We start from the raw sequence: 15,928 nt of genomic DNA, 5'->3' as shown, positions 1-15,928 counted from the left end.
TCATCGTGACCTCAGTATGCTATTTGTTGAATTAGCTGCAGACTTCTGCTTTTCGCAGGACTGTCCTTCGTAGCGGTAAACAGCGAAGTGTTCGTTCCTGAAAACTGATCTGAAACATTGGCTCGGGGGCTCAGAACGAGTCAGGGGGAGCATCCATGCTTCGAGGTTCATGTCAACGTAGTAATCGGCCCTTAGAGCATCAAAAAAACGGTTCACCGTTTCAGGGTCGCTGTAAACTGGTGATGGCCAGGTTGCGCTTTGCCGTTGGGTCATCAGGGCCATTATCCGGGGCTTGATGAAAACGATGGTATCGTCAGTCTCGGTTTCGTCCCTGATAAAACGGAACATGGCTTTTGCGTCCGGATGGGTAATGCCCCTTTCAAGCTGAAGATACTCCATGGAGGACATGACCGGCAGACTGATCATCGCAAGTAGCAGGAAATACACGCCGGCCACAGCGTATTTCAGCCTCGGTAGCCAAGGAAAAATCGTCTGCTGGCAAAAAAGAAAGCCGTAAAACAGGAAAAATGGAAAGATCGGGATCAGATAGCGGATAGTGGAAGGCGCACCGAAGAGCAGCAGTACCGCAATATACCCGCCCAGAAATATTTCCAGAACTGTGATCCGCCGGAAAAGCGCCTGAATAAAACCACAGACCGCAAGCAGGCTGAACACGTTAAACAGTAGCGCATTCAGCGTATTGATGACGGAACTGGAAGAGGGGGGCCAGAACCTCTCAAGAGCCCAGCGGTAACCGATAATTCGATCCAGGATACGGCCCGGATTGAGGTCTACAAAATTCAGGTGGTTCAGATCAGCGGACGCAGCCTGATCGCCAATCAGGTTTTTCAGATTTTCCTCAACATACGCCGGGATAAATGAGGTTGAAAACCAGAGGTTCTGCAGCCAGGCAAACAGCGCAAAGATTCCCAAAGCGCCGATGCTAACCAGTGAAATACGGCGCCGGCACACGATATCGAATGTCAGAAGCGTCAGTGGCAGAACAACACCGATTTCACGAGTCCCGTAGGCCAGATACATCGAGCAGCCAATCAGGATGCTTGCTGTTATTTTTCTGCCGGGACCCTCGGGCTTGTCCCGGTCAGCGTCCAGAAAAAACAGCATGAAGAAAAGCGAAAGATAGCAGAACACTGTGAAGGTGAAATCGGCGCGGATTAGATTGGTGAAATCCCACAGGTAGGGGTTGAGGCCGATCACAAGTATCAGGAAAAAGACCCAGCGTTGCTCCAGATATCTCTCGAAAATCTTTGCTGCCAGCCACAGAGAAATACAAAAGGAGGCAACGGCAACCCACTTCAGCATCTCCTGATCAAGACCGAACACGGCATACACAGGCGCCAACAGCAGTGGAAAGACGGGGGGGTAACCGTAGGGACCTACGAACTTGGACACCGGATTTAGCAGGTAACCGGTATCCAGATAGTGCCTGCCCTCTACAAGGTTTTGGGCATGGAGAATATAAAGGCTGAAATCTCCGCTCCAATTCTGCCCGTCTACCAAGGTCAAAAGATAAAAAGCCGCCAGTGCCAGAATGGCGAACACAACCGATGAGGGATGATCAGCCCAGTTTCTCATTACTGCCAATCCGCCAGAGAATTGCCGCTACCCAGAAGATAGCCTGTGCATTCCCCGACACTCCATACGGTTTCGAACATAACAATCCACAGAGCTGTGGTTGCTACTTGTTCACGGGTGCCCGCCAATGCCTTAAGAGAGCGAAGTGACAGAACAAATGGCAAAAGCACACAGGCCAGTGCGCGGACCAATCGGGCGGGAGCATTAAGGTTACGCGCCTGAAGGCCGCCGTAGAGTCGACCGTGGTTGAATCTTGTATGGAAGGCCGCGCCGGCTGAATCGGTATAGCGCAGCGTCACCGAGAGACTTTCATGGATGTACAGCATGTGTCCGTCACCTCTGATTCGGGGATTGATTTCCGACTCTATTAACCCATCCCCATTCATATAGCTCATTAAGAGTGCACGCCGGTACAGCAAGTTGACTCCCGGCAGAGTGTTTGCCGAAAGTGCGCTTTTTCCTTCGCTTTCGCTCTGGTCACTAAGTGCTGCGGGAAAGAACGAGCCATAATCTGAGCAGTACAGGGCGCGTGCGCGCCTGTCGAGGGGGCTGCCCAGTCGTACGGGACCGGATGCACCGGCAGCATCCTTCATCTCCATGACAGCCTCGCAACCTGAGCGCCAGGAATCGTCAACGGTGCAGGTATCCTCGATAAAAGCTATCCACTCCGATGTGCAATGGTTGGTTGCCAATGCGCGTTTTGCAGGCACGCTGCAACCACGACTGTCTATCCATTCGATGCAGTGATCACGGATGATGTCTTTAACTTTTGGAGTAATGGCGTCGGGATCTGCGACAATGATGCTGTGTAGACCAGTTGCCAGGATTGAGCAAACACTGTTTTCAAGCGCCGCTCCTCCGACAATGCAGATGCAGGCGATAGTCAGTTGATTATCTGTATCAGTGGTCATTGTCAGGCCAACTACATGGATTCTCTGCGATAGACGATTTGGTAAATAGCCAATGGAGTGGTTTTGTCATCCTGATGTCATCCTTGATTCAATCGCGATACCTGGCGCAATTCAATGCCTGAGATTTCCGCACACACGGTAATAGGCACCAAAAAAAGGTAGGAACACTTTCACCAGCCGAATTTCAACCAACCGATTATAAATACGCGCCAATCTTTTCCTGTTTTTTGTGAAGCTCGACAGCTCGTGCTCTGGAATCCCGGGAAACACAATTCGGGAATCAAAGCCTCTTGCCTTGGAGAACAGTTTCCTGGTTTCCCGAACACTCAGCAAACGGGTAAATGCGTAGGACTGGTTTTTGACTAACTTTACGTAGCGGGCCTGAAGCGAACGGGGCAAATAGCCCACGCCCCAGACATTCACATGGGGTTCTGGTGAGAGACTGTAGCGATTGGGTGTTGACAGTGCGAAAAAACCTCCGGAATTGAGTACGCGTCCCAACTCTTTTGCATACGCCTCTTGATCACCTACGTGCTCAATGACATCCAGCGAAATAATGGCTTCAACGGAGTCGTCTGTTAACGGTAGTTGTTCGGCAAATCCGGCGGCCAGGTTCGGTCGGCCACCGTAGCGTTCTACCAAATGACGAGCAATGACCAGCCACTCCATTGACACATCAACTCCCGCCACCTCGCAGCCTCGAGTTGCGGCAGCGGCGAGCATTTGGCCCGGACCACAACCTATTTCCAGGATAACTCCATCCGACTCAACGGCGGATTTCAGCCAGTCTGAGCATTGGGATTGACATTTTTCAACGCCGGCAAGAATCTGGCGAGTGCGGTAATCGGCCTGGCTTTCACTCATGCCACGGCTGGAGCGGAAAATATGGCGGATTGTGGCTTCAAGCCCCTCCCGACAGACTCGGTCAGCAGCCTCGAGGGCTCTTGTGCGATCTTCGTTTAAATCAATCCATGAGTCCATCGCTACGCGCAGATCGGGAATGCCATGTACGACCGGATACTTTGTTTGGCAGGCTTCACAATGCAGGTCCTCATTGATTTGCCCTAAAGAGCCTCGACAGGAGGGGCAACACCAGAGCGTGGCGAGTAAATTGTGCATGGCGGCTATTCCCTATCCTTTATCAAGTACCTGTTCTGGATGGTGCTGGATATCCTCCAGGAAAATTTCACTATATTTCGAATCTGGGACTGTGTCACGTGCGCTTGCGACAGCTCGAACGTATTCGGCCCACTGCCTGAAGGCGATTACCGGAACGGTTGAGTTGACCAGTTCGCGCCAACCCGGTATCTCGCCAGCCGTTTATGAACGAATTGATGACCGCACAGGGGGCTCGATGAATGACAACGAACTGGGCGTCGGGGAAAACCTTCAGAATGTATTCAATCCGCAATGAAGATGGGCGACCGGTATCTGGGCCCTTCTAACCAGGCTTTGGCAAATCGCATGCCGCGGCGGAGATTGATGCGTCGAATACCATTATACCCTCGCCAGGTAACGCCGTATTTGTCGTCAAATGCCCTTAACCACCATGGCAGTTGAGATTTTGCCTTCTCCGATCGCTTACCCATTGCCGTCCGTTCCTCGCGTCCTTATTCGGCTGATTTGATCCAAAACCATCCGTTTCTGTTCCAGTGGCAGCAGTTTCCAAAAAATCGGGATTAGTAAGGCGACATAAATCACCCTTGCCGAAAAGCCTATCACCGAGAACTCTTCGAGATAAGGAAATAGAAGCCCGGTAAAGAGGATTCCTGCAAGACACAGAATTATCCTTAGCCAAACTCCGGATGGAATGTTTGTCTTGAAGCGCGTTGACAGTCTCCATGGAATGGCCAGGCCATTGAGGAAAACGCTCAACGACAGTGAGAGGGCTGCGCCGGGCAACCCGAATCTTTCAACCAGGAAGGGGGTTGCCACAATGGCGACAATGTAGGAAAGAAGTGTGCTGATGGAAAAAAATTTCACGTCATCGAGTCCCACAAGAAGCTGTTGGTATACATTGACAATGACATACATGCTTTGCCAGAAAATAAACAGATAGAGGTACCCGGAAGCTGGCCTGAATTCAGAGGAATACAGGATCGTCAGGGCCAGTTTGGGGAAAAGGAGAAAGGGGAGGGATAGCATGAAAATAATTAAAATCATTAACCCCTGGAATTCATGCGCGTTATCGAACTTTTCCTGGTTTGGAATATTTCGGTTCAGAATCGGCGTGAGGTAAAGAATATTGAGCGGGCCGGATATTGCGCCCAGTGCCAGAGCAATTCCGAACATGGCCTGTAGAAAACCGGCCTGAGCCTCGCCCATCGTAGAGAAAACCTCGTAGCGCGCTATCAGCATAGCGATTGAGTAGGCTGACAAAGCCGCGTGGCCGAACAGTGAAAAGGAAATGATTTCGGGGCTTCGCCGCAGTTCTTTCAGAATACCTGCTGATGGGTCGCTGATGTTCAAAGATAGCTTTCTTTTGATATGCCAGACTGATCCAACAGTGGTAACAACGCCCGTGATGGCCACACATATATAGATGGCATTCATCCCGAAAAGCCAGGCGGCGCTGCTTGCCGCGAATGCGAGACAGAAAGTGACCACCAGATTCAGGGTTGCACTTGCCGAAGTCATCTGAGCCGCAGCCAGCGTATGAACAAAAAATATGCCGAGCATCATCGCAGGGACGTTAAGGAGCGCGATAATTATGAACAGTTTGTACGGGGCTAGCTCAACCCCAAAGATGGCGGGGTTCCAGTAAGTGATTCCAATGACGATGCCGGTTGTCAAAAGGGAAAGGAGTAACAGGCCGGAAAGAAAACTTGAATAAACGGTCTGAAGACGGCTGCTCCCCTCGCTGTGGGCTCGGGACATGAACTTTAAAGAGAAAAACGGAATGCCGAAGCCGGCAACCTGAACCACCGTGATGACGACCTGATCAATCGTTGCGATGATTCCAAATCCTGATGGGCCCAGCACCATGGACAGGATTTTTGCCCGGATCATTCCTGTCAGAATGATAAAAACCTGGATGACACCGACAGAGAAGAGGACTCTGGACATGTGGCCTTGGCCTGTATCAAGGGTAGAAATAACCTATAAAGGACCTGTCACCATCACAAGTTCGTTAAAAGTAGACGCTATCGTCTTGTTTCGAATCAAGTCAATTTAATGCTGTGACGACCAGAGTATAGCGATGAAGTGCGGCTTGGGTAAGACGACCAGATTTGAAGCAGGCCCGCTGATTGGCGTGAATGAAAGCAGGCTGAGCCCGTTTGCGCCAGTTGCAATCTGACATCAGGAAAATCAGTGCTATCCTATAGTAAGAATACGTACACTGAGGCGATAGGCGGTTGAAGTATTAGCAGTATCCGAACTTGCCCTGCAAAACGGACTCAGCGAAATGGAATTAGGGTGGCAATGCGCGTTAAGGGAAGACCTTAACAACTCTCGTAAAGCCCTACTCAGTAAAGGGATAATCTTTATAAGGTCCGGCTACCTTTATGAATAGGCAATTCGGCGATCAGTTTCGAAACAGACGTGTTCTGATCACAGGACATACCGGCTTCAAAGGTTCATGGCTGAGTGTCTGGCTTACAGAGCTTGGCGCCAAAGTCATAGGTTACAGTCTTGACCCTCCCACCGAACCGAACAATTTTCAGCTGTGCAAGCTCCAGGAAAAGCTAATCCACCATTCCGGTGATGTCCGTGATGTGGAAAACCTCACGAAGGTGATTCGCAGTTCCAGACCTGAAATTGTGTTTCACATGGCTGCACAGCCGATAGTTCTTGATTCCTACAGGGCACCAAAAGACACCTTCGACACCAACGTGATGGGAACCGTAAACCTGTTTGAAGCCGTGCGTCAGACGGACACGGTCAAGGCCGTTGTGGTGGTGACCACGGATAAGGTCTATGTCGACCAGGGTTGGTACTGGGGTTACCGTGAAAATGACAGGCTTGGGGGTTTCGACCCATACAGTTCCAGCAAAGCAATGGCGGAACTGGCAGTTTCATCTTACCGTAGCGCCTGGCGTGAAGCCTGGCATGAAGGTAATGATCGAATCACGTTTTCCAATCATCCAGTAGCGATTGCCTCGGCGCGCGCCGGTAATGTTATTGGTGGCGGGGATTTTGCCCGCTTCAGGCTTCTTCCCGACTGCATGCGAGCCTGTATGGAAGGTCAGCCGGTACAAGTGCGCCGCCCGGAAAGCATACGCCCCTGGCAACATTTGCTGGAGCCGTTAAGCGGATATCTTTGTCTCGCCCTCAGGTTGCTGGAAGATCCTGAAACCTTTGGTCAGGCCTGGAATTTTGGCCCGGCTGAACGGCAACCAGTGACTTCCCGTGCAGTCATCGAAAAAGCGATTGAATACTGGGGCAGTGGGCGATTCGAAACAGGCGCCCAGCCAGATGATGGTCACGAAACGCCCGTCCTGAGGGTGAATTGGGACCAGGCGGCTCACCTGCTGTCCTGGTCTCCAGCCTATACATGGGAGAACGCGGTCAACGAAACGGTAACCTGGTGGAAGCTTTATAAAACCATGCTTGAGAAAGACGCTAGTTCTGTAGACATGTATCAGGTCTGTGCCGACCACATTGAAGAGTATGTGGAGTGTGCGAGAAACCAGGGAATTGAATGGGCTTCTGGCGGGAGTATTAAGTAATGCACGCAGACGAACTCAGGGATCAGATAAAAGACAAGGTTGAAAGCTATTACAAGGCCGCCTTTGGACAACGCATTTTTCTACCAGGTGAAACCTATATACCGGTATCGGGGCGGGTATTTTCTGAAGACGATCTGATTCACCTGATGGACGCAACGCTGGATTTCTGGCTCACGGAGGGACGATTCGCCCGTCAGTTTGAGAAGGAATTTGCCCGTTATCTGGGTATTCGAAGTGCCATTCTCTGTAATTCCGGGTCTTCGGCTAACCTGTTGGCGTTTTCGGCTTTAACATCGCCAAAGCTTGGTGAAAAGCGGTTAAAACCAGGTGACGAGGTTATAACCGTTGCCGCAGGGTTTCCAGCAACAGTTAGCCCCATTATCCAGCATGGCATGATTCCGGTTTATCTGGATGTGGAACTTGGCACCTACAACATGGACACCCGGCTTCTGGAAGAGGCGATCACGCCGAAAACCAGGGCGATCATGATAGCTCATACTCTTGGAAACCCATTCAATCTCAACAAGGTCATGGAATGCGCGAAAAAGCATAACCTCCGGGTTATTGAGGATAACTGCGATGCGCTTGGTTCCCTGTACGATGGCCGCCTCACAGGAACCTTCGGCGATCTGGCAACCGTAAGCTTTTACCCCGCGCATCATATCACCATGGGCGAAGGCGGTTGCGTTCTGACGAATAAACCCGTGCTCAAGAAGCTGGTGGAGTCTTTCAGGGACTGGGGAAGAGATTGCTACTGTGCTCCGGGTGATGAGAATACCTGTGGGAAACGTTATGACTGGCAGCTTGGCGACCTGCCTGACGGCTACGATCACAAATATATCTACTCTCATGTCGGGTACAACATGAAAATAACCGATATGCAGGCAGCGGTTGGCGTGGCGCAGCTTAAAAAGTTACCCGGCTTCATCACTACCCGTAAGAAAAACTGGCAGCGGCTTCATGATGGATTGCAACCTTACACGGAACACCTGATTTTACCGGAAGCAGAACCGCTGAGTGATCCGAGCTGGTTCGGTTTCCTGATTACGGTTCGTCCGGATGCTCCCTTCAGCAGGAACGATCTGTCGGAATTCCTGGAAGGCAGAAAAATAGGTACTCGTAATCTGTTTGCAGGGAACCTGTTACGGCAACCTGCCTATGCAGGGCGGGAACACAAGGTCATCGGTGACCTTACAAATACAGACATCATCATGAATCAGACGTTTTGGATCGGTGTTTATCCAGGAATTACGGACGAGATGATCGATTACATTCTGGAAGTTTTCAAATATTTCATGGATAACCTGAGATGACCGACTCCAACCAGGCTTCACTTTCGGCGCACGACAGGCTGTTCAAGCTGGGTGATGCCGACAGTTACAACGAAGTGGTTGATCTGTTTGACAAATATACGGAACAGGTCACCCAGCATCTACCAGCGCCGATGATGGCCATGGCAGACGTGACACCCAGTCAACACATACTGGACATCGGCACGGGTACCGGAATTGTTGCGCTGGAAGTCGCTCGCAAATTGGGTGAACAGGGCAAAGTTGTCGGCATTGATCTTTCCGACGGCATGCTGGCCACAGCAAAAAGAAAGGCAGATAAAGAGAAGCTCGCCGCTAAGGCTGAATTCCTGAAAATGGATGCCGAGGTACTCGAGTTCGAGGACGACTCATTCGACAACGTTCTTTCTCTATACGCCCTGCGCCACTTTCCAAACCCTGAAAAGGCGGTTGCCGAGATGCGCCGCGTTCTCAAACCTGGCGGCAAAGCGGTGATCGCGGTTGGAAGTAGACCCGAGCTGTTTTCCAGAGATGGTTTGGCTGCAGTATTCCGCAGATTGGGCAGCATTGGCAGGCGCCTTACCGGTCGGGAATTGGCTGCCTGCGATTTTCTGGATGAACTGGTCAACAAACACATTCCTGAAAACGCCAACAGCGAGACGGCGGAATGGACGGGGCATCGTCACGGATTTACCGGGTCTGTCAGAGATCTGCTAGCCGCAGCGGGTTTCACCGATATCAACAGTAGCTGGCGCGGACAATATTCCGTTTTTGAGTCGCCCGAGGCGTTTTGGGAGTTACAAATGACTTTTTCCAGCCTTGCCCGAAAACGTATAGGGCAGGCAGAAGAGTCCGCAGTAAACACATTGAAGCAAGAGTTTATATCGACTTGCGAAGACGTTCTGGCAAGGAAGGGGAGGCTGGTTTACCAGTCAGGGGCGGCTATCATCTCAGCGGTTAAGCCCTGACGAATCCAGCAGAGTGGTGAAGAGCAGTCATTTAATCCGGGAAGATTGGAGTATGGGCTCAACAGATAGCAAAGTTCGCTGTGTAATCATCGGTGGTGGCCCGGCGGGCCTGACCGCCGCTCTGGAGTTATCGAGGGCAGGGGTTGAACCGATCGTCTTCGAGATGGACCGGCAGGTCGGTGGAATATCACGCACGGTTGATTACAAGGGCTATCGCTTCGACATTGGTGGACACCGGTTTTTCACCAAGGTGGACAGGGTTCATAACTGGTGGATGGATATTCTCTCTGAAGAATTTCTGGTTCGGCCAAGGCTGTCGCGGATTTATTACCAGGGCAAGTTCTTTGATTATCCGTTGAAGCCAATGAACGCCTTGCTCAACGTTGGTTTTTTCGAATCCATCCTGGTGGGCCTTAGTTACGTTAAGGCGCAGGCCTTTCCATCCCGGGAAGAGAAAAACCTGGAGCAGTGGGTAACTAACCGCTTTGGCAAGCGACTGTTCGAAATGTTCTTCAAGACCTATACGGAAAAAGTATGGGGGATGAAGTGTACCGAAATTGGTGCAGATTGGGCCGCTCAACGCATCAAGAATCTGAATCTGGGCAAGGCGGCTCTATCGATGCTCGCTCCCAAGCTTCTGACCGGCAAAAACCAGATTACGACGCTGATTGAGGAGTTCTACTATCCCAGGCTTGGACCCGGTCAGATGTGGGAACGCGTCACTGAAATGCTGGAAGAAAGGGGGCACCCGGTGCACCTTGAGCATCGGGTGAAAACAATACACCGTGATGGAGAGCAGGTCATCGGTGTTACAGTTGTTGATGCCAGTGGCAAGGAAGAGCGTTATGAGGCTGATCATGTCATCTCGACTATGCCCGTGAGGGAACTCCTGAACGTGCTGGATCCGCTGCCCCCGGCAGATGCGCTGGAATCAGCAAATCGACTCAGGTACCGAGACTTCCTCACGGTGGGGCTGGTGGTCGAATCACCGGAGCTGTTCCCTGACAACTGGATCTATATCCACTCTCCGGAGGTCAAAGTTGGCCGTATTCAGAATTTTGGCAACTGGAGTCCCTACATGATTCCCGACAAATCAACCAGTTGTATTGGCCTTGAGTACTTCGTGCAGGAAGGTGATGATTTATGGACTGCCAGCGACGAAGAACTTATTGAACTGGGCAAGAACGAAACTGCCAAGCTAGGTCTGATTGATGCTGACAAGGTCATCGACGGTGTGGTTATACGCATGCCAAAGGCTTATCCGGTGTATGACCATGGTTACAAAGAAAATATAGACAGCATTCGTGAATACGTAGATCAAGTTCCTAATCTTCATCTGATTGGCCGTAATGGCCAGCATCGCTATAACAACCAGGATCATTCAATGGTGACTGCCATGTATGCGGCTGAGAACATCCTTGGTGCAAATCACGATGTTTGGGATGTCAATGTGGAAGAGGAGTATCACGAGGAAGCGGGAACCGAGAAGAGTCATGGAGCCAGCGGTGAGCGCCTGGTTCCGCAACGGGTTCGAGAGGCATCGCCGATTGAGCTTTTGAATGACGCCTTCGCAAAATATGACCCCGTGGCTCTGGGCGGGGCACTTGGTGTGATGATTGGTTTTGCTGTGTTTCTGGCGACAGCCATTCTGCTCGTTCAGGGAGGCGAAAATGTCGGGGAGACCCTGGCATTGCTGGGCAATTACCTTCCTGGATATGACGTCACCTGGGCCGGCTCGATCATAGGTTCTTTGTGGGGGGGCGTTTTCGGCTTTGTTATTGGTTTTGTTACGGCTGTGGCGATCAATGTGACGGTTTCGATTCATCTTGGGAAACTTCTTCGGCGTCTTGGAGTGCTGGAAGGATCGCTGGGCTAATTATCAGACTGGGACAGAGGTGCTGATTGATGAATAAAGAGCATTTTTCAGAGGACGAATGGAAAACCATTGGTCAGGCGATTGCCCGTCTAAGGGCATCCGTAATGGCGGTAACGTTCGGAATTGCGGGAGGGCTGATTCTGTTTATGGCAACCGCGTGGCTGCTTATTATTGGCCCCACTGGCGAGTCTGAGCATGTTGGACCAACACTGGGCCTATTGAGCAATTTCTTTCCTGGCTACAGCGTTACCTGGTCGGGAGCAGTGGTCGGGTTATTTTACGGTGCACTGAGCGGTGCTGTTGCCGGCTTTGTGTTGGCGTTTATTTATAATCTGATCGTCGGTCTCCGTGTACGTTGAAGGCAAGCATCAAAAAGCTGACAGCTTTCCACTAGGCAGTTTCAGAATCAGTCAAGGGCCGCGCGCCCCTGGCCCGTCGGTATCGAATGACGCCTGAAAACTGAACTGCCAGGAGAGCAATTGTTATCGCCAGTAACAGTATGGTGTAGGAGCCTATCCGTTTCTCGAGCACCTGATAGACGAGGCCGTGGGCCGGAAGCGCCAGTATCATTACATAAGCCAGGCGCTGCCATTTTTTCCATGAGGATGCCCCCATCGCGCGGAGAGAACGATTGTTCGAGAGGCAGAGAAGCGCAATCATGATCAGAGTGCAAATCAAACCAACATAATTGGTCAAACCAAAAGCGTCGTACCTGAAGGGGATAATATGGGACTGGCCTGAGGGGAAAATGAAGTATTCGACAAACCGTCCGCCCAAATGGACCTGCAAGCCAGCTACCGTATGAACCAGTGCCAACAGTGCGGCGCAGATTCCTATATCCCTCCTCAGGAAACTCGACACCGGATTGCGCTTGGATCGAATCAGGTTCAGTGGGCCAATGGACAGGGCGACGGCGAAATACAGCATGCTGACGTAGGCTGTACCGATCGAAGTGGCCTGTGCGAATGGTTTCCCGGGCTCGAATAAATAAAACAGGAAAATCAGAGCGCAGGCTATCATCAGGAGCGTAATAAACCTGAACCCTCGTGTCATATCCATTGCTCTGCCCTGGTCTGGTCATTCTGGTTTGAATTAATAATATACTATCCGCAACGCCAAGTTAGAAGTTGAGGGTTGAGCAAGCCTATGAAATTGATCATTGAACGCCTCTCTCACCGCAGCAGTCTGGCTGTGACCAGATGCTCCAGATCGTTTCGATTCCTGGCAATCCTGCTCTCTGCCTCACTGGGAGCTTGCGCTGCTTCTCCGTACTCGTTGCCGGCAGATTCAGGGAAGCAGGTAGAGACAATCAATGTGCGAATCGATAACGCCATCGAATATCAGGAAATGGCAGGGTTCGGCGCGACAACGCTTGCTGGCATCATGGCCACTGGAAATGGGGTCCGCGACCTATTGAATAGTGGCTTACGGGACCAGGCGGTCAAGGCCGTTTATGACGATGTTGGTTTGAATCTTGGCAGCCTGCAGCTGTGGCTTGAACCGAAAAACGACAACGAAGATCCGCTGATTGTTGAGAGGGAAGGTTTTCGCTGGGACGTGTCCGATGCCATTCTAAAACGTTTGGTGCGTCACGCTGAGCCCTACGGTTTCAGCGATTATTCTCTTGGCCTAACCATAGACCTGCGCACTGAACTGTCCTGGATGAAGGAGCTACGCAAACATTCTTACCGCCGGTATCTCCAGGAAGTCTCTGAACACGTAGTTGCCGGGGTTTCACACTGGCAGGAAATTGCTGGGGTCACACCAAAACACATTACCCTTTTTAATGAGCCATTGAGCGGAAATCGGGAGTTGGAGGGTGGCTCTCTAACAGAGGTTGTGGATATCATAAAAATCGTGGGTAAACGTTTGCAGGACGCAGGCTTTTCCGGGATCAAATTCATCGTTCCTGCGGAAGAAACGGTCGCAAAATCCATTGAGACCAGCCAGGCCATACTTGCAGATCCGGTTGCGCGCTCCTACGTTGGCGCCTTGGCCTATCACGCGTATCCCTATGATTCTGCCTATTCCAGTGTCCGTCGTATTTTGCAGACATCAGGTATCGGTATGCCTGATGATGATGAGATACGGGAGCGTAAGCAGCTTTCTGAGCTTGCCGCCCGTTACGATATCCCTGTCTGGATGACTGAGGCTTCAGAGGGGCCGGGGCGCGCTGACTATCCATTTGGCTCTCCGGAAAACCTGCGGGCGCGGGCGAATCACATCCATGATGAGCTGGTGTATGCCAACGCGTCGGCCTATTTTGCCATGTATAACCTGTGGGACAGGCAAAGCCACGATGCCCACTTCAAAGACAGAGGCATCGAATTTTTCAGTCAATCCAGTCATATTGCACTCGTCGACCAGGCGAGATCTGAGATTCATATAAGCGGAATCGGAGGCGCCATTGGTCATTTTGCCCGCTGGGTTACGCCAGGTTCGTTGCGGATCGATGCCGTATCAGACAATAAACTCGTCAAGGTGACAGCATTTCGCTCTGACAGAAAGAACGAGCTGACTCTGGTAGTTATCAATAACTCAACTTTCGAGGCCGAGATGGATTTTTCTATCGAAAATATGGCCTTGCAAGGAACTGTAAAAGGGGAGTATTCGGATAGGTCAATCCGCTGGAAAGAGCTTCCACCCCTCACGCTTTCAGATAACGCGAGCTTCAGATTAACCGTCGGTCCAACAAGCGTGACTTCCCTGTCCGCAACGCTTATTAATCCGGGTTAGCCACGGTGAAATAGTCGATCAATTCTGCGCGCACTGCATCGTCCAATGGGGGCAATACCATTGATGTTCCGGGCGCGAATGCTTGGGGGGCTCGAAGGAAAGCATCGAGCCTGGCCTCATCCCAAACACCTCCGAGTGCCGTCAGCGCTGGCGAATAATTGAAGCCGGGCACAGTGGCAACTTCGCGACCGATCAGACCGGCCAGCGGCGGTCCTGCGGGTGCGCCGAAGGTCGGAGCGTGACAACCTTTACAGAACCGTCCAAACGCCGACGTTTTGGCGCTAGTGCGCAGTTCCAGCAACACGCCGCGGTCGACCCACGCGACGATGCTCCCATCTGGCAACTCCGCCAGATCGCGCAGACGTTCACCGAGGAACATCGCCTCGGAATAGACGATCCGGTTCCCCACCGGCCGCAGCCGGTAGAGCCTGTTGGAGCGCAGAGTGGCCAGAAGCAGATCGCCCTTCCAACGCGCAAACATCGGCCCCGTAACTTCGATTATGGCCGAGGTAGCGACCGACGGCACAAAGCTAAGCGCAGGCTCGGCGAAGCCGCGATGGTTAAAGCCGTCGAGATCGAGAGGCCAACTGGTGGACCCGTAGTTGGTGCCGTAGGTAACCAGCGGCCAGCCGTAATTTGCGCCCTCGCGGATCAAGTTTATCTCGTCACCGCCTTGCGGCCCGTGCTCGGAAGACCAGACCCGTCCGTTCTGCGCGACCACGAGTCCTTGCGGATTGCGGTGGCCGATGCTGACAATCCGTGCAGCGCCGGTGTCCGGATCGATCCGCCAGATTTTGCCATATGCGTTGTCTTCCTCTGCCTGAGCAAATGGCATTGAGCCGTCGAGTCCGCTGAATCCGGTATCGCCCAGCGTCAGCAATAACGCGCCGTCTGGCGCCCATGCAAGCCGTCCGCCGGTTTCGCTGTCGTCAAATTGACCCTCCGCAGTCAGGCAGGGCGCGGAGTCATAAAGCGTCGTCCAGGCGTCCGCTGCTCGTGGAGAGGAGTCGGCATCCCAATCCAGTGCAAGAACCGACACCCGCATTGTGTAGCAACGCTCTGTCGAGGCCCATGCCTGATGCGCCGCAAACAGTCGGGTGGGTTTGGCGCCGGGCGCGAATATCACATCGGTCAGTCGCAGCCTCGGCGCAAGTGCGGGATTGTCAAAGTCCGCTAAGTAGGCGGCGCGGTCGGCAGGTGCAGGTAAGTCGAGCTGAAGTGCCGTTCGTGCGCTCAGACCTTCGGTCCCTGCAAGCCACTGAAAGCTTCCGTCTCCACCAGCCAGCAACAGCCCATCTGGTAACACTGCTAATGCGCCACCATCCGCAGCAGGTATCGTCACCAGCCCTTCAAAACGCCGCAACTCTAGCGGATAAAGCGCGCTCGACATGGTGGTCATTGGTTCACTGCGTGGGCTATTAGGCGTTTTGTCAATCAACAGCCCCGCAGTGGCTGCCAGCGCCGAAGCCACGAGCACCGTCAGCCGCCCGCGCCAACCCAAATGAGGGGCCAGGGCAGCAAGGGCCGCCAGAACAAGACCCGTGAACAGCGCCGGCACTGCGGAAGCAAGCCCAAGTTTGTGAAGACCCAGATACCCTGTGACCATCGCCAGCAAAGCCATGGTCACCCAAAGACCGAACAACAGCTTCGGTCGTGGCGTTGCGGCTATGATCACCAAAGATAATGCAAGATAAAAGCCGATGACATAGGCCGCCGGGAGCCATGAATCGGACGGAGCACGATCAAGCCCGAGCATCACCGATACCAGCAAGCTAAGTGCAATCGTCACCAATCCATGCCAGCTTCCCCATTTCAATACCCTAAATAGGGTGACCGCAGGAAGCCGTTTGTTGCCGTCAATCTGAAACAAATCGATAATCCC

Annotated in this window: 13 protein-coding genes; 6 read left to right on the top strand and 7 right to left on the bottom strand. The window is 52.3% G+C overall.

The window, feature by feature from the left end; genetic code table 11:
- The 5 genes from FDP08_RS03775 to FDP08_RS03755 form a co-directional block, all read right to left on the bottom strand.
- On the bottom strand, positions 1-1,596 hold the full coding sequence (locus FDP08_RS03775; protein WP_137434687.1) for a glycosyltransferase family 39 protein: 1,596 nt from the start codon (positions 1,594-1,596) through the stop codon (positions 1-3).
- Positions 1,596-2,507 (bottom strand): glycosyltransferase family protein, encoded by a 912-nt coding sequence (locus FDP08_RS03770; protein ID WP_137434686.1) that lies wholly within the window; start codon positions 2,505-2,507, stop codon positions 1,596-1,598. The genes FDP08_RS03775 and FDP08_RS03770 overlap by 1 nt, the downstream gene beginning before the upstream one ends.
- Before the next feature lie 111 nt (positions 2,508-2,618).
- Positions 2,619-3,626 carry a methyltransferase domain-containing protein gene (locus FDP08_RS03765; RefSeq protein ID WP_137434685.1) on the bottom strand — a complete coding sequence of 336 codons (1,008 nt, stop codon included), beginning with the start codon at positions 3,624-3,626 and terminating at the stop codon, positions 2,619-2,621.
- A 94-nt stretch (positions 3,627-3,720) separates the two neighbouring features.
- Entirely contained in the window at positions 3,721-3,918 is a 198-nt protein-coding gene (locus tag FDP08_RS20690) for a sulfotransferase (protein ID WP_137434684.1), read from the bottom strand.
- Positions 3,919-4,088: 170 nt separating this feature from the next.
- On the bottom strand, positions 4,089-5,573 hold the full coding sequence (locus FDP08_RS03755) for an oligosaccharide flippase family protein (protein ID WP_137434683.1): 1,485 nt from the start codon (positions 5,571-5,573) through the stop codon (positions 4,089-4,091).
- A 440-nt stretch (positions 5,574-6,013) separates the two neighbouring features.
- Here FDP08_RS03755 and rfbG point away from each other — a divergent pair, with 440 nt between their 5' ends.
- Genes rfbG through FDP08_RS03730 form a run of 5 tightly spaced genes read left to right on the top strand, consistent with a single transcriptional unit; the run spans position 6,014 to position 11,669 of the window.
- Positions 6,014-7,177, top strand: coding sequence for a CDP-glucose 4,6-dehydratase (gene rfbG, locus FDP08_RS03750; protein WP_137434682.1), 1,164 nt, complete (start codon positions 6,014-6,016; stop codon positions 7,175-7,177).
- Positions 7,177-8,490, top strand: a complete 1,314-nt coding sequence (gene rfbH / locus FDP08_RS03745; RefSeq protein WP_137434681.1) for a lipopolysaccharide biosynthesis protein RfbH — start codon at positions 7,177-7,179, stop codon at positions 8,488-8,490. Before rfbG ends, rfbH begins: the two co-directional genes overlap by 1 nt.
- Positions 8,487-9,434 (top strand): class I SAM-dependent methyltransferase, encoded by a 948-nt coding sequence (locus FDP08_RS03740; RefSeq protein ID WP_137434680.1) that lies wholly within the window; start codon positions 8,487-8,489, stop codon positions 9,432-9,434. The genes rfbH and FDP08_RS03740 overlap by 4 nt, the downstream gene beginning before the upstream one ends.
- A gap of 52 nt (positions 9,435-9,486) precedes the next feature.
- Positions 9,487-11,310 carry an NAD(P)/FAD-dependent oxidoreductase gene (locus tag FDP08_RS03735; RefSeq protein WP_137434679.1) on the top strand — a complete coding sequence of 608 codons (1,824 nt, stop codon included), beginning with the start codon at positions 9,487-9,489 and terminating at the stop codon, positions 11,308-11,310.
- Positions 11,311-11,339: 29 nt separating this feature from the next.
- Positions 11,340-11,669 (top strand): hypothetical protein, encoded by a 330-nt coding sequence (locus FDP08_RS03730; protein WP_137434678.1) that lies wholly within the window; start codon positions 11,340-11,342, stop codon positions 11,667-11,669.
- A gap of 31 nt (positions 11,670-11,700) precedes the next feature.
- Here the strand turns inward: FDP08_RS03730 and FDP08_RS03725 are convergent, their stop codons facing one another.
- A complete protein-coding gene (locus FDP08_RS03725) occupies positions 11,701-12,369 on the bottom strand; it encodes a ferric reductase-like transmembrane domain-containing protein (protein WP_137434677.1) in 669 nt (222 codons plus the stop codon).
- An 87-nt stretch (positions 12,370-12,456) separates the two neighbouring features.
- Between FDP08_RS03725 and FDP08_RS03720 the strand changes: the two genes are divergently transcribed.
- On the top strand, positions 12,457-14,046 hold the full coding sequence (locus FDP08_RS03720; protein ID WP_137434676.1) for a glycoside hydrolase: 1,590 nt from the start codon (positions 12,457-12,459) through the stop codon (positions 14,044-14,046).
- Here FDP08_RS03720 and FDP08_RS03715 read toward each other — a convergent pair.
- Complete coding sequence (locus tag FDP08_RS03715) at positions 14,033-15,916, bottom strand: PQQ-dependent sugar dehydrogenase (RefSeq protein WP_170978968.1); 1,884 nt, start codon at positions 15,914-15,916, stop codon at positions 14,033-14,035. The genes FDP08_RS03720 and FDP08_RS03715 overlap by 14 nt on opposite strands.
- Positions 15,917-15,928: the final 12 nt, after the last annotated feature.

The organism is Marinobacter panjinensis (assembly GCF_005298175.1).
Lineage (GTDB): Bacteria > Pseudomonadota > Gammaproteobacteria > Pseudomonadales > Oleiphilaceae > Marinobacter > Marinobacter panjinensis.
This window is presented reverse-complemented; position numbering and strand designations above follow the sequence as displayed.